Annotated in this window: 22 protein-coding genes, 1 pseudogene and 1 riboswitch; of the genes and pseudogenes, 13 read left to right on the plus strand and 10 right to left on the minus strand. The window is 68.9% G+C overall.

The features are described 5' to 3' along the window. Window positions 1-32 precede the first annotated feature (32 nt). The gene (locus tag K883_RS06150) at window positions 33-953 is read left to right on the plus strand and encodes an SDR family NAD(P)-dependent oxidoreductase (RefSeq protein ID WP_014943007.1); all 921 of its coding nucleotides are present in this window, start codon (window positions 33-35) and stop codon (window positions 951-953) included. A gap of 5 nt (window positions 954-958) precedes the next feature. Here the strand turns inward: K883_RS06150 and K883_RS06155 are convergent, their stop codons facing one another. The 7 genes from K883_RS06155 to K883_RS06185 are packed head-to-tail and all read right to left on the minus strand — an operon-like array spanning window position 959 to window position 6,083. Further along, the gene (locus K883_RS06155) at window positions 959-1,777 is read right to left on the minus strand and encodes an enoyl-CoA hydratase-related protein (protein WP_036454038.1); all 819 of its coding nucleotides are present in this window, start codon (window positions 1,775-1,777) and stop codon (window positions 959-961) included. Continuing rightward, window positions 1,774-2,796, minus strand: a complete 1,023-nt coding sequence (locus K883_RS06160; RefSeq protein WP_008261357.1) for a TIGR03617 family F420-dependent LLM class oxidoreductase — start codon at window positions 2,794-2,796, stop codon at window positions 1,774-1,776. The genes K883_RS06155 and K883_RS06160 overlap by 4 nt, the downstream gene beginning before the upstream one ends. A 22-nt stretch (window positions 2,797-2,818) precedes the next feature. Then, window positions 2,819-3,457, minus strand: a complete 639-nt coding sequence (locus K883_RS06165; RefSeq protein ID WP_008261358.1) for an LON peptidase substrate-binding domain-containing protein — start codon at window positions 3,455-3,457, stop codon at window positions 2,819-2,821. After that, window positions 3,457-4,587, minus strand: a complete 1,131-nt coding sequence (locus tag K883_RS06170) for a glutamate--cysteine ligase (RefSeq protein ID WP_008261359.1) — start codon at window positions 4,585-4,587, stop codon at window positions 3,457-3,459. Before K883_RS06170 ends, K883_RS06165 begins: the two co-directional genes overlap by 1 nt. Beyond that, entirely contained in the window at window positions 4,577-5,260 is a 684-nt protein-coding gene (locus tag K883_RS06175; RefSeq protein WP_008261360.1) for a superoxide dismutase[Cu-Zn], read from the minus strand. The genes K883_RS06170 and K883_RS06175 overlap by 11 nt, the downstream gene beginning before the upstream one ends. 21 nt (window positions 5,261-5,281) lie before the next feature. Further along, window positions 5,282-5,755, minus strand: a complete 474-nt coding sequence (locus tag K883_RS06180) for a LytR C-terminal domain-containing protein (protein WP_050989397.1) — start codon at window positions 5,753-5,755, stop codon at window positions 5,282-5,284. Between the two features lie 19 nt (window positions 5,756-5,774). Then, a complete protein-coding gene (locus K883_RS06185; protein ID WP_008261362.1) occupies window positions 5,775-6,083 on the minus strand; it encodes a DUF3263 domain-containing protein in 309 nt (102 codons plus the stop codon). A gap of 202 nt (window positions 6,084-6,285) precedes the next feature. On the opposite strand from K883_RS06185, the gene K883_RS06190 reads away from it, so the two are divergent. The 5 genes from K883_RS06190 (at window position 6,286) to K883_RS06210 (ending at window position 13,639) form a co-directional block, all read left to right on the plus strand. Further along, on the plus strand, window positions 6,286-6,879 hold the full coding sequence (locus K883_RS06190; RefSeq protein WP_008261364.1) for a peptide deformylase: 594 nt from the start codon (window positions 6,286-6,288) through the stop codon (window positions 6,877-6,879). Further along, a complete protein-coding gene (locus K883_RS06195; protein ID WP_008261366.1) occupies window positions 6,879-7,772 on the plus strand; it encodes an N-acetylglutamate synthase, CG3035 family in 894 nt (297 codons plus the stop codon). The genes K883_RS06190 and K883_RS06195 overlap by 1 nt, the downstream gene beginning before the upstream one ends. A 1-nt stretch (window position 7,773) precedes the next feature. Continuing rightward, a complete protein-coding gene (locus K883_RS06200; protein WP_008261368.1) occupies window positions 7,774-8,580 on the plus strand; it encodes an exodeoxyribonuclease III in 807 nt (268 codons plus the stop codon). 127 nt (window positions 8,581-8,707) lie between these two features. Beyond that, window positions 8,708-9,181 carry a hypothetical protein gene (locus tag K883_RS06205; RefSeq protein WP_008261371.1) on the plus strand — a complete coding sequence of 158 codons (474 nt, stop codon included), beginning with the start codon at window positions 8,708-8,710 and terminating at the stop codon, window positions 9,179-9,181. Window positions 9,182-9,202: 21 nt separating this feature from the next. Continuing rightward, a complete protein-coding gene (locus K883_RS06210; RefSeq protein WP_008261375.1) occupies window positions 9,203-13,639 on the plus strand; it encodes a cation-translocating P-type ATPase in 4,437 nt (1,478 codons plus the stop codon). Here the strand turns inward: K883_RS06210 and K883_RS28525 are convergent. Continuing rightward, window positions 13,620-13,697, minus strand: a pseudogene (locus K883_RS28525) (hypothetical protein); the annotation flags it as partial. The gene K883_RS06210 and the pseudogene K883_RS28525 overlap by 20 nt on opposite strands. 63 nt (window positions 13,698-13,760) lie before the next feature. Between K883_RS28525 and K883_RS06215 the strand changes: the two are divergent. Further along, entirely contained in the window at window positions 13,761-14,036 is a 276-nt protein-coding gene (locus K883_RS06215) for a hypothetical protein (protein ID WP_008261377.1), read from the plus strand. Between the two features lie 53 nt (window positions 14,037-14,089). Here K883_RS06215 and K883_RS06220 read toward each other — a convergent pair whose 3' ends face one another. Next, complete coding sequence (locus K883_RS06220; protein ID WP_008261379.1) at window positions 14,090-14,773, minus strand: PAS and ANTAR domain-containing protein; 684 nt, start codon at window positions 14,771-14,773, stop codon at window positions 14,090-14,092. Between the two features lie 104 nt (window positions 14,774-14,877). Further along, a riboswitch (TPP riboswitch) is annotated at window positions 14,878-14,988 on the plus strand. On the opposite strand from K883_RS06220, the gene thiC reads away from it, so the two are divergent. The 5 genes from thiC to K883_RS06245 all read left to right on the plus strand — a co-directional run bounded on the left by thiC (window position 14,980) and on the right by K883_RS06245 (window position 19,495). Next, window positions 14,980-16,620: a phosphomethylpyrimidine synthase ThiC gene (gene thiC / locus K883_RS06225; protein WP_008261381.1), complete on the plus strand. Its 1,641-nt coding sequence runs from the start codon at window positions 14,980-14,982 to the stop codon at window positions 16,618-16,620. Its footprint overlaps the riboswitch before it by 9 nt. Window positions 16,621-16,657: 37 nt before the next feature. After that, complete coding sequence (gene thiD / locus K883_RS06230) at window positions 16,658-17,485, plus strand: bifunctional hydroxymethylpyrimidine kinase/phosphomethylpyrimidine kinase (RefSeq protein ID WP_008261386.1); 828 nt, start codon at window positions 16,658-16,660, stop codon at window positions 17,483-17,485. Further along, on the plus strand, window positions 17,485-18,120 hold the full coding sequence (locus K883_RS06235) for an alpha/beta hydrolase family protein (protein ID WP_008261389.1): 636 nt from the start codon (window positions 17,485-17,487) through the stop codon (window positions 18,118-18,120). Before thiD ends, K883_RS06235 begins: the two co-directional genes overlap by 1 nt. 46 nt (window positions 18,121-18,166) lie before the next feature. Next, a complete protein-coding gene (locus K883_RS06240; protein WP_008261391.1) occupies window positions 18,167-18,601 on the plus strand; it encodes a MarR family winged helix-turn-helix transcriptional regulator in 435 nt (144 codons plus the stop codon). Window positions 18,602-18,619: 18 nt separating this feature from the next. Further along, window positions 18,620-19,495: an LLM class F420-dependent oxidoreductase gene (locus K883_RS06245; RefSeq protein WP_008261393.1), complete on the plus strand. Its 876-nt coding sequence runs from the start codon at window positions 18,620-18,622 to the stop codon at window positions 19,493-19,495. Window positions 19,496-19,511: 16 nt separating this feature from the next. Here K883_RS06245 and K883_RS06250 read toward each other — a convergent pair whose 3' ends face one another. Beyond that, entirely contained in the window at window positions 19,512-20,960 is a 1,449-nt protein-coding gene (locus K883_RS06250; RefSeq protein ID WP_008261395.1) for a neutral zinc metallopeptidase, read from the minus strand. A 263-nt stretch (window positions 20,961-21,223) separates the two neighbouring features. Here K883_RS06250 and K883_RS06255 point away from each other — a divergent pair, with 263 nt between their 5' ends. After that, a complete protein-coding gene (locus tag K883_RS06255; RefSeq protein WP_231504905.1) occupies window positions 21,224-22,666 on the plus strand; it encodes a serine hydrolase domain-containing protein in 1,443 nt (480 codons plus the stop codon). Window positions 22,667-22,678 lie beyond the last annotated feature (12 nt).

Genomic DNA, 22,678 nt, shown 5'->3' on the forward strand with positions numbered 1-22,678 from the left:
CGCGAACCAGCCGCGTCGATAGGTTGGACCGCATGACCGAGCATCCAACGGCACTTCAGATCGTCGAGGGAATCGATTTGTCCGGCAAGACATGTGTGATCACCGGCGCGTCGTCGGGACTGGGCCGCGAGTCGGCCCGGGCGCTGGCCGCCGGGGGCGCGCACGTCATCCTGGCCGCACGCAACCCCGAAGCGCTGGCGGAGACGGCCCGGTGGATCGCGTCCGAGGTTCCGGCTGCCCGGACGTCGACGGTATCGCTCGACCTCACCGACCTGTCCAGCGTGCGCGCGGCGGCGAGCGCGGTCGCCGGCATCACGCCGGTCGTCGACGTGTTGATGAACAACGCCGGCGTGATGTTCACACCCTTTGGCCGGACCCGGGACGGCTTCGAACTGCAAATCGGGACAAACCATTTCGGGCATTTCGAGCTCACCCGGCTGCTGATCCCCCAGCTCACCGCCGCCGGCGCCGCCCGGGTGGTGATCCTGTCGTCCGGTGGCCACGTGATGGGTGACGTCGACGTCGACGACCCCAACTGGGAGCGTCGCGAATACGACAAGTTCGCCGCCTACGGCGCCTCCAAGACGGCGAACGTCCTGCATGCGATCGAAGCCGACCGGCGCCTGCGCGACGCGGGAATTCGCGCCTACGCCGTGCATCCGGGCACCGTGGCGACCGCGCTCGCGCGGTACATGTCGCGCTCGGACTTCTCCGCGCTGCGCAGCCTCGTCGCCGAAAACAGCCGCGAGCCCTCCGACGGCTTCCTCGATTTCGTCATGCCCGAACACGGTGCGGCAACGCAGGTATGGGCCGCGGTAAGCCCCGACCTCGCCGGCCGCGGCGGCCTCTACCTGCAGGACTGCGGGATCGGTGAGGCAGCGCCGCACGCTCGCGACGAGCGGCGCGCGGCGCAACTGTGGGAGCTCTCCGAAAGGCTTTGCGCCGCGCACTGATTCGGTCACGGCTCGGGAAGCGGTGTCCAATCTTGCGACAGCCGCGCGGTGAAATTCGGCGGGCGGCGGTCCAGGAAGGCGGCGACGCCCTCAGCGGCGTCGGCGCCGCCCATCACCCGCTCGTGCAACCGGGTCTCCAGCGCGGCGACCTGCCGTGGCGTGTAGTGATGGATCGCGCTGTCCCACAGCAGGCGTTTACACAGCGCGGCCGACATCGGCGCCACGTTGAGCGCGATGTCGCGGGCCACCGTCAGCGCGTCGTCGAGGACCCGCTCGCCGGGCAGGGCCCGGTTGGCGATCCCGAGCGTCACGGCCTCGGCCCCGCCGAACGTCCGGCCGGTGAGCAGGATGTCGGCGGCCACCCCCAGGGTGGTCAACTGGGCCAGCGTCCAATGCGCCATGCAGTCGGGGATCACGCCCCGCCGTACCTGCACCACACCGTATTTGGCGTCCTCGGCCAGGATCCGGATGTCTGCCTGTAACGCGATCGTGAGGCCGATTCCGATGGCGTGGCCGTTGACCGCGGCAATCACCGGTTTGCGCAATTCGAAGGCCGCCGGGGTGATCGGCGACGCCGAGAACGTGCCGTCAGCGGCGGGCGCATCGAAAGGGCTTGCGTCACCGGAGAAGTCGGCGCCGGCGCAAAAGGCGCGCCCCGCCCCGGTCACCACGATGGCCCGCACGTCGTCGTCCTCGTCGCACTCCCGGTACGCGCGGCTCAGCAGGGCGCCCATCTCGGCGGTGTAGGCGTTGAGCTGTTCGGGGCGGTTGAGCGTGAGTACCGCGACGCCCGAGTCGATTTCGACCGTCAGGTCATCGCTCATGGCAGGGCCGGCGCCCGGTGCAGGGCCCCGATCAGGTCGGCGATGTCGGCGTCGCGCGGCGTGTAGCCGGGGAAGTAACAGCACACCTCCCCCGCGTGCTCGCCGAACCGGCCGGCGATCTGCCGCGCGCATTCCTCGGGCGTTCCGACGATCCCGATCCGGGCCACCATCTCGTCGCTGACCAGCCGGCGCATCTCGGCGAAGCGGCCCTGCTTGGACAGGGCGTTGAGCTCGGGCTGGACATCGTCCCAGCCCTCGACCTGCAGCACCGGCAGGTAGGCCGGCGTCGAGCCGTAAAACGCGATGAGGGACGCCACCCCGTTGACCGCGGCCGCCAGATCCGCCTCGTCGCGGCCGACGGCAACCATGGCCTGGGCGATGACGGTGAACTCACCGAACGCCCGGCCCGAACGGCGCAGCCCCTCGGCAATCGCGGGCACGGTGCGTTCGGCGAAATGGCGGGCGCTGTTGAACGGCATCACCAACAATCCGTCGGCGACCTCGGCGGCGGTGCGGGTCATCACCGGGCCCAGCGCGCCCAGCAGCACCGGCGGCGGGCCGAACGGGTTGGGCCCGGGGTTGAAGTTGGGCGCCATCACGGTGTGCGTGTAGAACTCGCCGCGAAAGTCCAAGCGGCCCTGGTTTTCCCACGCGGCGAAGATCGCCTTGATCGCGGCGATGGCCTCGGCCATACGGGCCGCGGGCTTGTCCCATTTACTGCCATAACGCTTTTCGATGTGCACCTTGATCTGGGAGCCGAGGCCGAGGCGGAACCGCCCGCCGCTATAGCACTGCAGGTCGTAGGCCGAGTGCGCCAGGTGCAACGGGCTGCGCGGCGGCGCGATCGCCACGTTGGTCATGAGGTCCAGGCCGGTCGTGCCGGCGGCGAGGAGCAGCGGGAAGAAGACGTCGTGCTGGCCTTCGAACGTGAACAGGCCATCCGCGCCCGTCGCGGCTATGTCGGCGGCGCTGGCCGCCGCACCCGCCGGTGAACCGTCCACCTGCAGGTGAACCTTCATCGTAAGCTCCTGTCGCGCAGTTCTATTCGGAGAGCTGAAACTCGACCACCTCGGCGACCGCGTCCACGGCTTCGCTCAGCGCGGCGAGGCGCTCGGCGGCCGTTGGGGCCGCCAGCACCGTGTAGCGGTCGGCCGTGCCGATCGGGATGCGCGAGGCCAACGCGAACAGGCGCTCCCCCGCCGGGGCCTGGGGGTCGTGGCCCAACAGCACCTCGCGGCCGGGCAGGGTGATCCCGCGCGCCTGCGCGATCCGCTCGAACAGGGCCACCGCGCGGTCTTCGACGTCGAGCAACTGGGCCGGCGAGACCTCGGGTCCCGGCTCGTCGGGCCATAGCGTGATCCGCGCCCGCGGATAGGGATCGTCGGGCAGCCATTCGCGCACCCGGATCCGTTCGCCGGTCCGGCAGCGCAGCGCGTACAGGCCGGCGCCCTGGTCGACGCATTCGGTGATCCGCGACAGCACGCCGACGTCGCAACGCTCATCACCGCCGCCCACCTCGCGCCCCCGCGCGATCAGCACCACCCCGAACGGGTCGCCCGCGTCCACGCAATGCCGCACCAGCGCCCCGTAACGGGGCTCGAAGATCCGCAGCGGCAGGTCCTGGTCGGGCAGCAGCGCCGACTCGAGCGGAAACATCGCCAGCTCAAGGGATTCCATCATCAGATTTCCAGCTCGGACACCAGGGCGTCGACGACCGCGCGCAGGTCGCCGTCATGTTCCTCGGCCACCCGGCGCTGGCGCTGGTAGGAGGCGCCCTGCCGGGGTATCTCGGCCACCGCGGCGAGCTCGTCGACGCAGTTCAACTTCTTCGCGACCGGCTCCAGCCGGTTCAGCACGTCGTCGAGATCCTCGGTGACCAATCGCTCGTTGCTGTCGGCGTCCAGGATGATCACCGCGTCCAGGCCGTAGCGCGCCGCGCGCCATTTGTTCTCCTGGTTGTGCCACGGCGGCATGCTGGGCAACGACTCGTCGGCTTCGAGCCTGCGGTCCAAATCGACCACCAGGCAATGCGTGAGAGCGACCAGCGCGCCCAGCTCCCGCAGGTTGGACACGCCGTCGCAGATCCGCATCTCGAGCGTGCCCAGGTGCGGGGAAGGCCTGATGTCCCAACGGACTTCGTCGACGTGGTCGATGATGCCGGTCTTCTTCTGGTCGTAGACGAATCCCTCGAACTCCGACCAGGTCTGGAACTGAAACGGCAGCCCGGCGGTGGGCAGCTGCTGAAACATCATCGCCCGGTTGCTGGCGTACCCGGTGTCCACGCCGGTCCACCACGGTGAGGACGCCGACAGCGCCAACAGGTGCGGGTAGTAGTTCAGCAGCGACGTCATGATCGGCATCACCTTGTTCGGCGAGGAGATCCCGACGTGCACGTGCACACCCCAGATCAGCATCTGCCGTCCCCACCACTGGGTGCGCTTGATCAGCTCGGCGTAGCGCGCGCCGGCGGTGAGCTTCTGGGTGGTCCACTGCGCGAACGGATGTGCGCCGGCGCAGAAGAGCTCCATGCCCCGATCCCGCACGATGCGTCGCGCCGGGCCCAGGGTCTGCCGCAGGTCCTCCATCGCTTCGCCCGCGGTTTGGCAGATGCCGGTGACGACCTCGACGGTGTTGCGCAGCAATTCCTTGTGCACACGCGGGTTTTCGCCGATCTCGGCGATCACCGCGGTGGCTTCGTTGCTCAGGTCGCGGGTCTGCGCGTCGACGAGCGCGAACTCCCACTCCACCCCGATGGTCGGCCGTGACGAACGGGCGAAATCGATGCGCGCGTCACGCCTTTTAGCCGGCACCGATGACACCGCATGCCACCCGCTTGCCGGCGTCACCGGTGCTCTTCGTCGTCTCGTCGGGGCCCGGCGTGCCGTTGGTCTGGTTGTAGCGCTCGGCGGGGATGTTGGCGAAGTTGTCCGCGTCGGCGTGAATGATGATCGCGGTCTTCTGCCCGGTGAGCAGGTCCTCCATGGCGAAGGCATCGGTGGTGGTCACCAACGTCCCGGAACCGTCTTTGCGCACCTGCAGGGAGGTCAGGTCCCCGCTGGCGGGTTCGGTGGCGTGTCCGGGCACCTGGAAGTGCCCACCGGCGGACAGGAAGTCGCCGGGCGCACCGCCGTTCGGGGCGACCGAGTTGGGCTCGCACTTGCCCACCTTGTGGATGTGGACGCCGTGAAAGCCGGGCGCGAGTACGCCGTTGGCGGTCGTCTCGATGGTGACCGTCGCGTAGCCGTTGTTGAATTCGAACTTGGCGATCGCGACCTGGGTGCCGTCCGGTGCCTTCAGGTGCGTGGTGACGGTGGGCACCTCCGCCGGCCCCGCCTCTGCGGCCTTGGCGCCCGACGGCGACGGCGATCCCGTCCAGATCGCGGGCGTGGTGCCCGGGACGGACGACGCGTACTGCGGCGTCGAGCAGGCGCCCAGCAGCGCGGCGCAACCGGCCAGAACCAGGGAGGGGGGCAGCTTAGGCATAGCCAGCAGCCTATCGCTTATCTAGCCCGCGACGAGGACGATGACACCCGGCGGCTCCCCGCTCAGCGCGGGAATGCGCGGTTCGACGGGGGCGCCCAGCTTCTTGCCGATCGCGTCGGCGGTGGCGTGTTCGTCGTCGGCGTCGGTGTAGTAGACCGTGGTGGCCGAGACGTCGGGCACGGTCATGTTGTCGACCTTGGTGACCTTGAAGCCGGCGGACGTCAGCTGGTCTCCGGTGCGCGCGGCGACGCCCTCTTTGGTGGAGATGTTGTACACCTGCACCTCGGCCTGGGTGGCGGCCGGCTTGTTGCTCGTCGACGTGGCCGACGCGGTGGCGGTCGCGCTCGGTACCGGCGACGCCGAATCGTCGTCAGAGCTCCCGGAGGTGCCCAGCGCCTGCCAGCCGAGCAGCAGGAAGATGACGCCGAGGAACAACAGCACCATCACCATGGCCCGCAAGGGCAGCCCAGTGGAGTCGGGAACTCGTTCTTTCATCGAGCCCTACTGTAACGAGTCAGGTCACCTCGAAGCCGAGACGCCGCGCCGCCCGTGCCTTCTGCCTGCTGGCGCGCAGCCGGCGCAGCCGTTTCACCAGCATCGGATCGGCCGCCAGCGCCTCAGGCCGGTCAACGAGCGCGTTGAGCACCTGGTAGTACCGCGTCGCCGACATCGAGAACAACTCCTTGATGGCGTCTTCCTTCACACCGGCGAACTTCCACCACTGGCGTTCGAAGGCCAGGATGTCGTGTTCGCGGCGGGTAAGGCCATCGGCGACCTCAGAATCGTCCCCCGATCGATTTGCCCGCGCCATGGCGCTGTCCATATTGCTTCCCCTGGACCCTTTCGGCGAATTCCGAACTGCTCGAATGACTTGACTTAGCTAAGGGCGTGTTTCGGCGAATATTGAAACACGCCCCAAACCCTCAAGCCGTCATCCAGACCCGCGAGTCGGCCGATTGGCCTAATTGCCCACCCCGAAGATCGGCGGCTGAGCAGCCCACGGGCGTGCGGTAGCTTAGCCGACCATGGCAGTCGTTCCGATCCGCATTGTGGGAGATCCCGTCCTGCATACCCCGACGAAACCGGTGCCCGTCGCTGCCGACGGTTCGCTGCCCGCCGAGCTGCCGGCGTTGATCGCCGACCTGTACGACACCATGGACGCCGCGCACGGGGTCGGCCTGGCGGCCAACCAGATCGGGGTCGGCTTGCGGGTCTTCGTCTACGACTGCGCCGACGAACGCGGGCGCACCGAGCGCCGGCGCGGCGTCGTCGTCAATCCGGTCCTGGAAACCTCCGAGGTACCCGAGACCATGCCCGACCCGGACAACGACGACGAGGGCTGCCTGTCCGTCCCCGGCGAGTCGTTCCCCACCGGCCGGGCGAAGTGGGCGCGGGTCACCGGGCTGGACGCCGACGGCAACCCGGTCACCCTCGAGGGCAACGACCTGTTCGCCCGCATGCTGCAGCACGAGACCGGACACCTCGACGGCTTCCTGTATCTGGATCGCCTCGTCGGCCGGCATGCCCGCAGCGCGAAACGCGCCGTCAAATCCCACAACTGGGGCGTCCCCGGCCTCTCCTGGATGCCCGGCGAGGGACCGGACCCGTTCGGTCACTGATGATCTCGTGGCCGGCCCTGGGAACGCGGGTGATGGTTCGTTACCGGCTCGCCGAAGGATCGGTACCGCCGTTGACCGACGCGGTGGGACACCTGCTGGCGGTCGACCCGGTAGTGCGGCTGCAGACCAAAACGGGCGCGGTCGTCGAATGTTCGCCCGCCGATGTGGTGATGCTGCGGGTGCTGACCTTCGCCCCGGTGCGCACCTCCGACATCCGCGCGCTCGAGCACGCGGCGGCGATGGCCTGGCCCGGCGTCGAACACGCCTGGCTTGAGGGCTGGCTGCTGCGGGCCGGCTCCCCAACCGGCAAGGGCACCGAGCTGCCCGCGAATTCGGCGGTGCCGCTGGATCTTTCGGCTCGCCTGGGTACCGTACCGGCGATCGTGGACTGGTACGAGCGCCGCGGCCTGACACCGCGGCTGGCGATACCCGATCGGTTGTTGTCGGTGCCGACCGGTTCGACGGGCGAACAGCCCGAAAGCGTGCTGGTGCGCGACGTGTCGGAAACGGCCGCGCGCGAACCCGACCCGTCCGCCGGCCTCTCGGCGCGCCCCGACGATGCCTGGCTGTCGATTTTCGGGCCCGAGGTCGACGTCGACGTGCTCACCGCGGTGGGCAACGGCGAGCTCATGTTCGGGACACTGGGCGGCGCGGCGGTCGCGCGTGCCGCGGTGACCGACGCCCCCGACGGCGCGCGCTGGGTCGGGCTGTCGGCGATCCGCGGCGACGACCGGGCCGCGACGGCCTTGTGCGAAGCGTTGTTGGCGTGGGGCGCCGGTCGCGGCGCGGCGCGCGGCTACGTCGCCGTCCCCGACGCCGAGGCCGACACCGGGTGGCTGGGCTTCCGGCTGCACCACCACCGCCGCTACTTCCCGGTCCGGCAGGGCGCCTGAAATGCGGCTCGCCACCTGGAACGTCAATTCGATCCGCTCCCGGCTGCCGCGCGTCCTCGACTGGCTGGCCCGCACGGACGTCGACGTGCTGGCCATGCAGGAGACCAAGTGTTCCGACAGCCAGTTCCCGACCCTGCCGTTCTTCGAACTCGGCTACGAGGTCGCCCACGTCGGTTTCAACCAGTGGAACGGCGTGGCGATCGCGTCCCGCGTCGGCCTCGAGGACGTGCAGATCGGATTCGACGGCCAGCCGACCTGGAGCGGCAAGCCGGAGGTCGCCGCCGTCGCGGAGGCCCGCGCACTGGCCGCCACCTGCGGCGGCGTGCGGTTGTGGAGCCTCTACGTTCCCAACGGCCGCGCGCTGGGCGACCCGCACTACGCGTACAAGCTCGATTGGCTTGCCGCGCTGCGTGATTCGGCGGAAGGATGGTTGCGCGACGACCCCGGCGCCGCGATCGCGCTGGCCGGCGACTGGAATATCGCTCCGCAGGACGACGACGTGTGGAGCATGGAGTTCTATGCCGGCGCCACGCACGTCTCCGCACCGGAGCGCCGCGCGTTCAACGCGATCGTCGAGGCGCAATTCACCGACCTGGTACGGCCTTTCGCGCCGGGGCCCGGCGTCTACACGTACTGGGACTACACCCGGCTGCGGTTCCCGAAGCGGCAGGGCATGCGCATCGACTTCATCCTGGGCTCACCGGCATTGGCGAGTCGCGTGACCGACGCGCGGATCGACCGCGAGGAACGCAAAGGCAAGGCCGCCAGCGATCACGCGCCCGTGCTCGTCGATCTGCGCGTCGACTGACGCCGCGACCCGGCGTAGGCTAACTGGCAGCGCAATTCCGTAGATCCCCTCAACTGTGCGATCCACGGTATACATGAAAACAGCGAACGCGAATTGCATGAATACGAAATTGGGCCAGGGAGTCAACATGGGTGTCGTCGACGGAGCGGTTCGCAGCGTGGGGCGAACACTGAATCGTGCGGCATCGGTCACCACCTCCACTGCCGGCGCGGTCGGCGGAGCGGCGGTGAACGGTGTCGTCGGCGGCATCAAGGGCGCCGCGGACGGCATTCAGCAGGGCATCAGCAAGGGCAGCAAATCGACGACGGCCGCCGCGGTGGGCCTGGGAGCGCTCGGCGCCATCGGCCTGATCGAGTGGCCGGTGCTGCTCGCGGTCGGCGGCGGGGCGCTGGTGTTGCAGCGGATCGCCCGCCAGCAGAAGGAGTCGGCCCCGCCGTCCAGGGCAAAGCTGACGACGGTGCCGACCAAGCCCGAACCCGAGCCCCAGACGCGCAAATCGCCGCCGCAAAAGGCCCCCACCAAGCGGGCGGCCGCCAGTAAACCGGCCAAGAAGGCCACCGGCCGCCGCGCCGGCAGCGCCGCGCTGCGCAGCACCAACTGACACGGAATCCTTACTGAACCCTTGAGTATCACAACGTCTCTGCGACGGTCGCTGCCGTCGCGACTGATTTCTGCGGGCCTACAGGCGACAACCGAGCTGGCGCGAGCCGGGATCGAAACCGGTATCGACGTCGCGACGATCCCCCTGCGCGAGGGGGCCAAGGCGCTGTCCGGCGAACTCTCCCGCGCCACGTTGCGCCGGCATTGCTGGCGTGGCAACGGCCGCGCGTGGATCGAGGTACGCGGGCTGGCGGACGCGGCCGACGGCCCACTCGGTCCGACCGTGCTCGAGGCGATCCTGGCCCATCCCGGCGTGGCGTCAGCAAAGCTGAATCGTCCCCTGTCCCGGGTGGTCGTGGACCTCGACGACCCGGACACCTCGCTGAGCGACCTCTGCCGCGTCGTCGAGGAAGCCGAAAACCGTTGCCCGACAACGCAAGATGCCGGCCAGGCGTCGGCGAGCCTGCCGGGCGACGGCCTGGTGCTGGCGACCAGGGCGGTCACCGTGGCCGCCAATGCGGCCGGGCTGGGTGTCGCGCTCTTCGGCCGGGCCACGCGGCTACCCCGGCTGCCGGTCACCATCGCCGCGGGCATCACGTTCTTCGACTACCAGCCCTGGCTGCGCCGTCGGCTCGAAGACCGCATCGGCGGCCCCGCCACCGACACCGTGATGACGCTGGTGCAGGCGACCAGCCAGACGCTCTCCCAGTCGCCGACGTCGCTGTCGCTGGGGCTGACGATGCAGTCGCTGAAGGTCGCCGAGTGCCGCGCCGAGGCACGAGCCTGGGAACAGCATGAGCCCGAGCTGGCGCGCCACGCCGACCAACCGCTGTCCCCCCGCTCGCCGCGGCCGCAGCCGTCGAGGGGCATGGAGCGCGCGCCCGGTCGCTTCGCCCTCCTTCAGGCGCTCAGCGCCGGCGCGATCGGCGCCGGCACCCGCAACCTGAACATGGCCGCCACCGCGGTGCAGGTGACCACCCCCAAGGCCAACCGGACCACCCCCGAGGCGTTCGCCGCGACGCTGGGCCGCGGCCTGGCCGAGCGACATTCGGTGTTGCCGTTGCGGCCCGAAAGCCTGCGCCGGCTGAACAAGGTCGACACCATCGTCATCGACCCCCGCGTGTTGTGTACCGACACGTTGCGGGTGTCCCGCATCCGCGGCGCGGACGACAGCGAGCTACCCGCGGCCTGGAATCGCGCCCAGCTCATGCTGGAGAACAGCGGCCTGCGCGCCGGCTGGCGCAAGGTGCCCGGCATATCGAGCGGCCGGTCCGGTGCACAGGTCAAGGCGCTGTTCCTGCCGGCCCACGATCCGCTGGCCTCCGCCGTCGTCGGCGAGGCCAACCGCGCCGGGGCGCAACTGGTGACGGTCGACCACGAGTCGCTCGACGAGTTGCGGCCGGCGTTCGACGAGGTCCGGCCGCTGAAGAGCGGGACCGACAAGTCCATCGACGACGCGCTGGCCGCCGCGGTGGACGACCTGCAGGAGGCCGGCCGCACCGTGGCCGTGCTGTCGTCGACTGCCGCACAAGCCATTTCGTCGGCGCATCTGGCGCTCGGCGTGTTGCCGCAGGACGGCGTGGGTGCCCCGCTGTGGAACGCTGACCTGCTGTTGCCGGACCTTCAGGCCGCCTGGCGGGTGCTGCACGCGCTGCCCGCGGCCGCCGCGGCGACCCAGCGCGGCATCGGGATTTCGGCCGGTGCCACCGCGATGGGGTCGCTGTTCATGATCCCGGGCGTGCGGGGCAACCTCGGATCCGAAACGGTGAACGTCGGCGCGGCGGCCGGTCTGCTCTCGGGATACCTGCTCGCCCGCGGGGTCCTGGGCGCGGACACCCCACGCCCGGCGGCCACGCACGAATGGCACGCGATGTCGGTCGAGCAGGTCCGTAAGGCGTTGCCCGAGCAGGATTCCGCGGCGCCCGTCCCGACGGAGCGAGGCACCCCCGCGGCCCTGCGGCTGGCGGAGACGCCCGCGCAGGCGGTGTGGCAGCTCGCCAAGGCGGTGCGCGCCGAATTGTCCGACCCGCTGACCCCGGTGATGGCGCTCGGCTCGGCCGCCAGCGCCGTGCTCGGTTCGCCCGTCGACGCGATGTTGGTCGGCACCGTGCTCACCGGCAACTCGATCCTGGCCGCCGCGCAGCGGCTGCGCGCCGAGAAGCGGTTGAGTTATCTACTGGCCCAACAGACTCCGCCCGCCCGGAAGGTCATCGGCGGCCCGGACGGCGCGCGCACGTACACGCTCGTCGACGCCGCGCAACTGCGGCCGGGCGACGTCATCGAGGTGCGCACGCACGAGGTGGTGCCCGCCGACGCCCGCGTCATCGAAGAGGTCGACGTCGAGGTCGACGAATCGGCGCTCACGGGCGAATCGCTGTCGGTCGAGAAGCAGGTCGAGGCGACGCCCGGCGCGCCGCTCGCCGAGCGTCGCTGCATGGTGTTCGCCGGGACCACCGTGGTGGCCGGTACCGCCCTGGCCCTGGTGACCGCGGTCGGGCCCGACACCCAGCAGCGCCGCGCCGCCGACCTCATCTCCGGCGAGCTGTCCTCCGACATCGGTCTGCAGCACCAGCTCGGCCAGCTGACCACCAAGGCGCTTCCGGTGAGCATCACCGGCGGCGCGCTGGTCGGCGCGCTCGGGCTGTTGCGCCGCCTCCCCCTGCAGCACGCGGTCGGCAGCGCCATCGCCATCGCGGTCGCCGCCGTCCCCGAGGGAATGCCGCTGGTGGCCACGCTGGCCCAGGCGTCGTCGGCGCGACGGCTCACGAAGTTCGGTGCGCTGGTGCGGGTTCCGCGCTCGGTGGAGGCGCTCGGCCGCATCGAGGTGGTGTGCTTCGACAAGACCGGGACGCTCAGCGAAAACCGCCTGCGCGTCTCGCAGGTCCATCCCGCGCCCGGGTACTCGCGCGAGGAGGTGCTGCGCTGCGCCGTGCACGCCGCGCCGGTGACCAACGGCGGCACCCAGGTGCACGCCACCGATGTCGCCATCGTCGAGGCCGGTTCGGCCGTTGACGGCTCGGCGTCCGCACCGCCGACCGCGCACCTGCCGTTCCGCTCCGGCAGGTCCTTCTCCGCCTCGGTGACCGGCACCGAGCTGACCGTCAAGGGCGCGCCCGAAGTGGTCCTGGCCGCCAGCGGGGACACCGGCGCGATGGAAGGCACGGTCGCCGAACTCGCCGCCGGCGGCCTGCGCGTCATCGCGGTGGCGCGCCGCGAGCTGACCGCCCAACAGGCCCGGGCGATAGCGGAAAACCCCGATGACATCGCCGAGTACTGCACCAGCGGGTTGACGTTGACCGGCTTCCTCGGCCTGTCCGACACCCCGCGCGCCGAGGCCGCGAAATTGCTCGCCGACCTCGGCGGCCTCGGGGTGGGCGTGAAGCTGATCACCGGTGACCATCCGATCACCGCCAAGGCCATCGCCGCCGAGCTGGGGCTCAACGTGACCGCCGATCAGGTGATCAGCGGCGCCGAATGGGAGGCCTTGTCGCGCAAGGACCAGGAGCGCGTCGCGGCGGAGCGGGTGATCTTCGCCCGCATGACACCGGAGAACAAGGTCCAGGTTGTCCAGGCGCTGGAGAACGCGGACGTGCGGACGGCGATGGTGGGCGACGGCGCCAACGACGCCGCCGCCATCCGGTCCGCCACGGTCGGCATCGGCGTGGTCGCCCATGGCAGCGACCCGGCGCACCTGGTGGCCGACGTGGTGCTGGTCGACGGCAGGATCGACGCGCTCATGGAGGCCATCCGGGAAGGACACCAGCTGTGGCGGCGGGTGCAGTCGGCGGTGTCGGTGCTGCTCGGCGGCAACGCCGGCGAGGTGATCTTCGCGATCATCGGCAGCGCGATCACCGGCACGTCGCCCCTGAACACGCGCCAGCTGCTGCTGGTCAACACGATGACCGACGCCCTGCCGGCCGCCGCGCTCGCGGTCAGCAAGCCCAGCGGCCCGATCGACCCGCGGCTGCGCGGCGCGGATCAGGCCGCGCTGTGGCAGGCGGTCACCATCCGCGGCGTCACCACGGCGGCGGCGACGACGGCGGCGTGGGCGATGGCGGGCCTGTCCGGCCCGCTGAGTAGTCCGCAACGCGCCTCGACCGTCGCGCTGGTCGCGCTGGTGGGGACCGAACTGGGCCAGACGCTGGTGGAGTCTCAGGCCCCGCTGGTGGTGCTCACCGCGCTGGGTTCACTCGGCCTGGTGGGGGTCCTGATCAGCACGCCAGGCGTCAGCCAGCTGCTCGGCTGTACGCCACTCGGACCGTTCGGCTGGGCCCAGGGCCTGGGCGCCGCCGCGGCGGCGACGGTCGCGACCGGCGTGCTGTCACGTGCGCTGACGGGTCGGGACAAATCAAACCCGGAGCCGCCGCCGGATCCCGCCGAGCCTCCCGCTCCGAGTTCCGAATCTCGACCACCCCGGCGCGCCACAACAGCGCATAGAGTTCCAGTAACGGCACCCTGAGCACCGAAGCAATCGACGAAACTAGCGGATCGCCCCCGGTGCCTGTCATCGTCGACATAGGTCCGACGTTGTACGCGTGACCCAGCGAGGCGGGAAACCCTTCGTTACCGAAAGGCAAATGATGGCGGAAAAGAAGTCGCGGCGCCAGACGTCCCAGCGCGATGCGGTGGAGAAGATCCGCGAGGGCGAAACGTTTGTGGTGAACCTGCCGGCGATCGGCCAGGTGCAGATTCCCCGGCCCGAGCAGTTGGCCTACTTCGGGGGGTTGGCCGCCCTGGCGGCGTTCGAACTCATCGACTGGCCGGTGGCCGTCGTGATCGCCGCCGGACACCTGCTGGCGAGCAACCACCACAACAAGCTTCTCGAGGAACTCGGCGAGGCGATGGAGGAGGTCTGACCTCGTAACGCGCCGGCAGCGTCGGACCTGTCGCCACAGCCGACGTCGAGATCCTAGTCGGCGGGCCTGGGCGAAATCCGTTCGTGCACGGTCAGCAGCAAATGGTCGAACTGGCTTTGCACGGCGGTCGACGGCGCCGGCAGGCCGGCCATTTCGTCGAGCAGCTGCTTGGCCAGCGCACGCAGTTTCACGTTGGTCTCCTGCGAGCGCCACTGCAGCACGCGGAAGGCCTGTTGTGCGCTGACCCGGTAGACGGACATCAGCACGCCCTTGGCCTGTTCGATGGCCGCGCGGCTCTCGACGAGATCCGGCAGCGCCTCGTCGAGCACCTCCTGGCGGGTCTCGTCCAGGGTGTCGGTGAGGTCGATGTAATAGCCCTCGGTGCCCAGCACGGCGCCCGACTCGTCCAGCATGCGGTCAGCGACGACGATCGCGTCGTGCACCGTGCCCGCGGTGTCGAGGAATCGGTGCCGGCTCGAGAACGAGCCCTCCGACTGCAGCGCGTAGTCCAGCAACTCCTGGACGTGCGCGCGGTCGTCGGGATGCTTGTGCGACAACAGCAGTTGGGTCGTCGGCTCCACGTCGTTGGGTTCGTAGCCGTGCATCCTGGCGACCTCGTCGGACCATTCCCAGCGTTGTCCCCCGAACCAGAAGCGGAAGGTGCCGATGTTCAGGTATTCGGACGGCCCACGGGATCGCGCGTCATCGCCGTTCGTGGATGGGTCGCCAGCTTGCACGTTTGCATCTTTCCACTCGGGGGACGTCCTCGGCTACCGCCCCGGAAGATGGGCCGTCGCCCTGCCATGTGTTCCGGGGTGGGGGTAACGTCGCGTGCGGACCCATCCATCAACGCGGGAGCGCATGCCGAGTGCGCTGAGAGGACGGCTCGGGGCCGTCGACCGTACGAACCTGACCGGGTAATGCCGGCGTAGGGAGATGAAAAATGACCGAGACCCTATCGGGAACCGCTGCACCCTCCGTGACCACCGGCCCGATTGCGGGCAGCCACAAGATCTATCGCGATGTCGCCGGCGGGCGGGTTCCGTTCCGCCGGGTGGACCTGTCCAATGGCGATCACTTCGATCTCTATGACACTTCGGGCCCCTACACCGATCCGGACGCGACGATCGACCTGGCGGCCGGGCTGCCGGCGCGGCCGGGTGTGGTTCGCGACCGCGGCACTCAGTTGCAGCGCGCCCGCGCGGGCGAGATCACCGCGGAGATGGCGTTCATCGCCGCGCGCGAGGGCATGCCCGCCGAGCTGGTGCGCGACGAGGTCGCCCGGGGGCGCGCGGTGATCCCGGCCAATCACAACCACCCCGAGATCGAGCCGATGATCATCGGCAAGGCGTTTGCGACCAAGGTCAACGCGAACATCGGCAACTCGGCGGTGACGTCCTCGATCGCCGAGGAGGTCGACAAGATGGTGTGGGCCACCCGGTGGGGCGCGGACACCATCATGGACTTGTCCACCGGCAAGAACATCCACGAAACCCGCGAGTGGATCATGCGCAACTCGCCGGTGCCGGTGGGGACCGTGCCGATCTACCAGGCGCTGGAAAAGGTCAAGGGGGATCCGACCGAGCTGACGTGGGAGATCTACCGCGACACCGTGATCGAGCAGTGCGAGCAGGGCGTGGACTACATGACGGTGCACGCCGGTGTGCTGCTGCGCTACGTGCCGCTGACCGCCAAGCGCGTCACCGGCATCGTGTCGCGCGGTGGCTCGATCATGGCCGCCTGGTGCCTGGCGCATCACCGGGAGTCGTTCCTGTACACCAACTTCGAGGAATTGTGCGAGATCTTCGCCCGCTACGACGTCACCTTCTCCCTCGGTGACGGGCTGCGGCCGGGCTCGATCGCCGACGCCAACGACGCCGCGCAGTTCGCCGAGCTGCGCACCCTCGGTGAGCTGACCAAGATCGCGAAATCCCATGGCGTGCAGGTGATGATCGAGGGCCCGGGCCACGTCCCGATGCACAAGATCGTCGAGAACGTGCGGCTGGAAGAGGAGTGGTGCGAGGAGGCCCCGTTCTACACGCTGGGCCCGCTGGCCACCGATATCGCCCCGGCGTATGACCACATCACCTCGGCGATCGGCGCGGCGATCATCGCCCAGGCCGGCACCGCGATGCTGTGCTATGTGACGCCCAAGGAGCACCTGGGGCTGCCGGACCGCAAGGACGTCAAGGATGGGGTGATTGCCTACAAGATCGCCGCCCACGCCGGCGACCTGGCCAAGGGGCATCCGCACGCCCAGGAGCGCGACAACGCATTGAGCCAGGCGCGCTTCGAGTTTCGCTGGAACGACCAGTTCGCCCTGTCGCTGGATCCCGACACCGCGCGGGAGTACCACGACGAGACGCTGCCCGCCGAACCCGCCAAGACCGCGCACTTCTGCTCGATGTGCGGGCCGAAGTTCTGCTCGATGCGCATCACCGCAGATGTGCGGGCGTACGCGGCGGAACACGGCCTGGACAGCGAGGAAGCGATCGAGGCGGTCATGTCCGAGGGCATGGCGGAGAAGTCTCGCGAGTTCGCCGAGCACGGCAACCGGGTGTATCTGCCGCTGGCACAGCAGTGACCGCAAGGGCGGCCGCGGCGCGCCACCATCTGGCGCAGTGACGTTCCTTCCGGTTCCGCCGCCGGGCACGACGCCCCTGCGGGTGTTGTCGATCGCCGGGTCGGACTCCGGGGGCGGCGCGGGCATCCAAGCCGATATGCGCACCATGGCGCTGTTGGGTGTGCATGCTTGCGTCGCCGTGACCGCGGTGACCGTGCAGAACACCGTGGGAGTCAAGAGCTTTCACGAGATTCCCGACGACGTCGTCGCCGGCCAGATCGAGGCCGTGGTCGGCGACATCGGCATCCAGGCCGCCAAGACCGGGATGCTCGCGTCGCCACGCATCATCGACACCGTCGCCACCACGTGGCGCCGGCTCGGACTGACCGTCCCGCTCGTCGTCGACCCGGTGGCGGCCTCCATGCACGGCGACGCGCTCATGGCGCCGGCGGCCCTGGATTCGCTTCGGAATCAATTGTTTCCGTTGGCCACGCTGGTGACGCCGAACCTTGACGAAGTAAGGCTACTGGTGGACATCGACGTCGTGGACCCGGCGTCGCAGCGGGCGGCGGCCAAGGCCCTGCATGCGCTCGGCCCGCAGTGGGTGTTGGTCAAGGGCGGCCACCTGCGCTCGTCGGACCACAGCTGTGACCTGCTCTATGACGGCACCTCCTACCACGAGTTCGACGCGGAGCGGATCGCGACCGGCAACGACCACGGCGGCGGGGACACCCTCGCCAGCGCGGCGGCTTGCGCACTCGCGCACGGCCTCACCGTGCCGGAAGCGGTCGGTTTCGGGAAGCGGTGGGTCACTGAATCTCTGCGTGCCTCCTATCCCCTGGGCCACGGCCACGGCCCCGTCTCGCCGCTGTTTAGGCTGTCATGATGGCTCGCCCCCTCGATCAGATCGCGGGCATCGTGCACGAACCGGACGATGCAAGTCGCCCAGAAGGGGTCGTGGTTCTGACCCACGGCGCCGGTGGCAATCGGGATTCTCCACTGCTGCAACAGGTTTGCGACGAATGGGCCCAACGGGGCTGGCTGGCGGTGCGCTATAACCTGCCCTACCGCCGCCGGCGCCCCACCGGGCCGCCATCCGGGTCGGCCGCCACCGATCGCGCCGGCATCGTCGAGGCGATCACGGTGTGCCGCGACCTCGCCCCCGGGCCGCTGATCGCCGGCGGGCATTCCTACGGCGGCCGGCAGACATCCATGGTGGTTGCCGCCGGCGAGGCCCCGGTGGACGTGCTGACGCTGTTCTCCTACCCGCTGCACCCGCCGGGCAAGCCGGAGCGCCTGCGCACCGAGCATCTGCCCGACATCACGGTGCCGACGGTGTTCACCCACGGAACCTCGGATCCCTTCGGCACGCCCGACGAGCTGCGCACCGCGGCCGCGCTGATCGGCGGAACGACCGCCGTCGTCGAGATCGCCAGCGCCCGACACGATCTGCGGTCCAAGACGCTGAACGTCCCGGCCCTGGCCGTGGATGCCGCGCTACAGCTGCTCGGACGGGAATAGACAGTCCGAACTGGACAGTTTTGGCTGTCTAATTTAGAGTGGTGCCGTGGATGGCATCAGCGACTCCGCGGCAGCGGCGGCACGCGATATCCGGGTGGTGTTCAGCAGGCTGCGGCGCCGGTTGAAGGACATCGCGGTCGACGGTTTGACACCGTCGCAGACGGCGGTGCTCACGCGGCTTTGGAAGGAGGGGCCGTCGTCGGCCAGCGCATTGGCCGGCGCGGAACAGGTGCGTCCCCAGTCGATGGCCACCATCCTGGCCGGATTGGGGCAGCGGGGGCTCATCGAACGCTCCCCGGACCCGAATGATGGTCGGCGACAGGTGGTCTCGCTGACCCCGGCGGGGAGAAAGCGCGCCGAGAGCGACCGTCGGGCCCGGGAGGAATGGCTGGCCCGGACCATCCAGGAGCGCTACACCGAGGCGGAGCGGCGCGTCATCGTCGACGCGCTGTCGCTACTCGAGCGCTTGACCGAACACTGAGAAAGGGGCGTCATCGCAATGGAATTGGGATTGCATTTCATCGACTTTCTACCCGGAGACCCGGCGCGACTGGGCCCGACGCTGGCCGACGCGGCCAAGGCCGCCGAGCAGGGCGGCGCCACGTTGTTCACCCTGGCCGATCACTTCTTCCAGATGGAAGAGCTTGGCCCAGCGCAGGACCCGTTCCTCGAGGGCTACACGTCGCTGGGGTTCTTGGCCGCCCAGACCGCCACGATCGACCTGACCCTGCTGGTCACCGGGGTCACCTACCGCCACCCGGGCGTGTTGGCCAAAACGGTCACCACCCTGGACGTGTTGTCGCAGGGCCGATCGATGCTGGGGCTGGGTGCGGCCTGGTACGAGCGCGAGCACACCGCGCTGGGCATTCCGTATCCGCCGCTGAGCGCGCGCTTCGAAATGCTCGAGGAGACGTTGCAGATCTGCCGGCAGATGTGGAGTGACGACGACGGCCCGTATGAAGGCGCGCACTATCGGCTGGCCGAGACGATCTGTGTGCCGCAACCGATTCGGCGTCCCCCGATCCTGATCGGCGGGGATGGCGAGAAGAAGACGCTGCGCCTGGTCGCGCAGTATGCCAACATCTGGAACAGCATGTCGAATGACGTCGAGGAGCTCGAGCACAAAATCGACGTGTTGCACCGGCACTGCGACGCGGTGGGCAGGAACCCCGCCGACATTCGTAAGACGTCCGGCGGTCTCGCGACGACGGACCCGTTCGAGAACATCGACGAGTACCTGAAGACCGTGGAACGCTACGCCAGGCTCGGTGTGGACATGATCAATGTCGGCCCGCTGCCGGGCAACCCGGACCCGGTCGGGTTCGTCCGCCGCCTGGGTGACGAGGTGATTCCCCGGCTGGCCGAAATAGGCTGATCCGCGGGGTCTTTCGTTATCCCGGATAACGGGAATAACACGCGTCCGCGTTGCCGGTCACGCCGCCACGGAACGCGGCGATGCGGGTGAAGCCGGCGGGGACGCTGGTGCCGTCCGCGTCGCTGGCCACCAGGTGATTGGTGAGCAGCCCGGCGACCGCTTCGTCGAGATCGCCGGCGGTGAGCTGCAATTGGTTGTGCGAGGGCAGCTCGATGGGTTCGGCCATCTTGCGGTGCACCACGCCGGTCAGGCATGCGGTGCGCAGCGCGGTCCACGGGCTCTGCATCGGCAGGCCGCGTTCATGCTGCACCGCCAGTGCGTATCTCGACATCACGAGGGACAGGGCCGTGTCGTCGCCTTGCGGCAGGGACTGTTCGCTCTCGTCGGCGACCCTGCCCATGACGGCAAGCTTGGGCAGGTCGACCGCGATGGTGTTGGTGCCCGGACAGTAGGACGCCGGTGGGGTGGGTTTGGCGTCCGGGCAATTGGCGGGCTGGTAGGACAGCACCGGCGGATTGGCCGGGGCGAAGATCTTGCCCAGCAGTTCCATCAGGGTCGACAGGGTGTCCTGGTTGATCGGGACCTCGCCGGTCTCCGGCGTTCCGGTGCTGAAGTCGACCCGCAGGGCGTTCGGCAGATCGCCGCGGCGCTGCTCGATCTCCCTGCGGTCGATCGCCGCGCACGCCGAGGCGCCGGTGAGGAAACCCATTTGGAAGGCGCTGATCCGGTCCAGGGCCGAGCCGTGTGCGTCGTCGTTTTCGGCCTCGCTGTCCATCACCGGGTCACGCGTGGTGATGATTCCGGCCAGCACGTGGTCGAGGCCGTCGGCGGTGCTCAGCGTGAAGCGCGGCGATTTGCCGTCGGCGACCCAGAACAGATAGACGCCGGCGAAGCAGTCGGCCTGCTGTTCGTGGACGATGGTCGGGTCCCGTCTGGTCACCAGCTTCGCCATCTGCTGCAACGCGTGCCCGAATTCGTGGGCGAGCACGCCGGTAACGGACATGTCGCCGAAGTACTTTTGCGCGACGGGCATGAACACGCCGCGGTCCCAGGCGATCAGGTTGCAGCGCGACGTGTAGAAGGCGTTGACGAGCTTGTAGGTGTCGTTGTGGCACACGATCGGGCTGCTCGGGTCGTTGGAGTCGTAGGACACCATCTTGCTGACGGGAGCGAAGGTGCCCTTGAGCGATCGGCTGTACGCCGACTGCCAGTAGTCCTCGATGTCGTTGACCGAGAGCAACGCCAACCTGTCGATGGGGCCGTTGTCGGTGTTGAGCACCTTGCCGGTGGGGCTAGGCGCGTTCGAGCGGATCCCGCTGGGCCCGTTGGTCGCGGGCAGCCCGCCCACCAGGAAGGGGTCGTTGAGCATCGACAGCGCGCGCCCGTCGACGAATGTCGTGCAGCCGGCCACCACCAGCACCGCCGCCGCCCAGACCAGTGCCGACCTGAGCGCATGGCTATTCATGACCAACCTCATCCCGACCGGCGACACGGCAGCACCAAGGGGACTCATTCTAGAGGTGCCGACCGTCCGCGGCGGGCGAAATCGAGAGACCCAGCAAACCCCGGCCGGACGCGGCCGCGCTAGAAAGGCGGCGGCTCGCCGTCGCCTTGGCTGACGGCTCGGCGTGTGAAGGCCTCGCGATGGTTACGTAAGCCCGGCTATATTGACGGTCATGTGGACGGTGCCACTGAAGGCCAAAGACACCACAAAGCCATTCGGATCGACTGCCACGCGAAATCGCCGCTGCAGTGGTTGAAACCGCTCAGCGCGCGGATCTTGGCGTGGCGTTCGACGAACTCGATGCCAAGATCAACGCCGGCATGGACGCCTACGCGATTCCGGGCGTCGCGGTTGCTATCTGGGTCGACGGCCAAGAATTCGTCAAGGGCTACGGGGTTACCAATGTCGACCATCCGTTGCCTGTCGACGGTGACACGGTCTTCCGAATCGGTTCCACCACAAAGACTTTCACAGGAACCGCGATGATGCGCCTGGTCGAGCAGGGCAAGGTAGACCTGGATTCACCCGTGCGCAGCTACATCCACGACTTCGCGGTGGCCGACGAGTCGGTCGGCGCCACGGTGACCGTCCGTCAGCTTCTCAATCACACCGCGGGCTGGGATGGCCGCAACGGCCAGGACTTTGGGCGTGGCGATGACGCGGTGGCGCGCTACGTCGACGCGATGACACACTTACCGCAGCTGACGGCTCCGGGAACCGCGTTCGCGTACAACAATTCGGGTCTCGTGGTGGCGGGGCGCATCATCGAGCTTGTCACGGGAACAACCTACGAGTCCGCCGTGCAGAAGCTGGTACTTGATCCGCTGCAGCTTGCCCACACCCACTACTTCTCCGACCAGATCATCGGTCTGAATGTGGCGGCGCCGCACGCCGTGGTCGGCGGAAGACCCATTGTCGAAAGCGAGTTTTGGGCGTTTCCACGCAGCTGTAATCCCACCGGTGGGTTGATGTCCACGGCGCGAGATCAGCTGCGCTACGCGCGGTTCCACCTCGGCGACGGCAGCGCGCCGACCGGCGAGCAGATTCTGAGCCGACGGTCGCTGGAGGCGATGCGCTCGAACCCGGGCGCGGGCGGCACGCTTTGGGTCGAGCTGACCGGGATGGGGGTGACCTGGATGCTGCGGCCGTCCGCGGAGAATGTGACCATCGTCGAGCACGGCGGTACCTGGAAGGGGCAACGTTCCGGTTTTTTCATGGTGCCCGATCGCGACTTCGCCATGACCGTACTCACCAACTCTGACGGCGGATTTCATCTGATCAACGACCTTTTCGCCCGCGACTGGGCGTTGCGAAGATTCGCCGGAATCAGCAACCTGCCCGCCGCACCGCAACGCCTCGGCCCCGCCGACCTGGCGCCCTACGAGGGCCGGTACGTCGCCGGGCAAGTCTCGCAAAATGGCAATTTCGAGCAAACGGTCATCGAATTCCGGGCGAGGGACGGCCAGCTCGCTGGAACCCTGACTGATGCCAACCCGGACGGCCCGGATGCCGCCGAATTGGGGCTCGCCTTTTACCGGCCCGATTACGGGATCGACATCGGACCCGACGGCAAACCCACCGGCAGTCGGTCCAACTTCGTCCGCGGGCCGGACGGCAACATCGCCTGGTTCTGCACCCTCCATGGGCGCCTGTTCCGACGCCAATAGCACAACGAGGAC

This window comes from Mycobacterium sp. TKK-01-0059 (assembly GCF_000709305.1).
GTDB classification, from domain to species: Bacteria; Actinomycetota; Actinomycetes; order Mycobacteriales; family Mycobacteriaceae; genus Mycobacterium; species Mycobacterium intracellulare.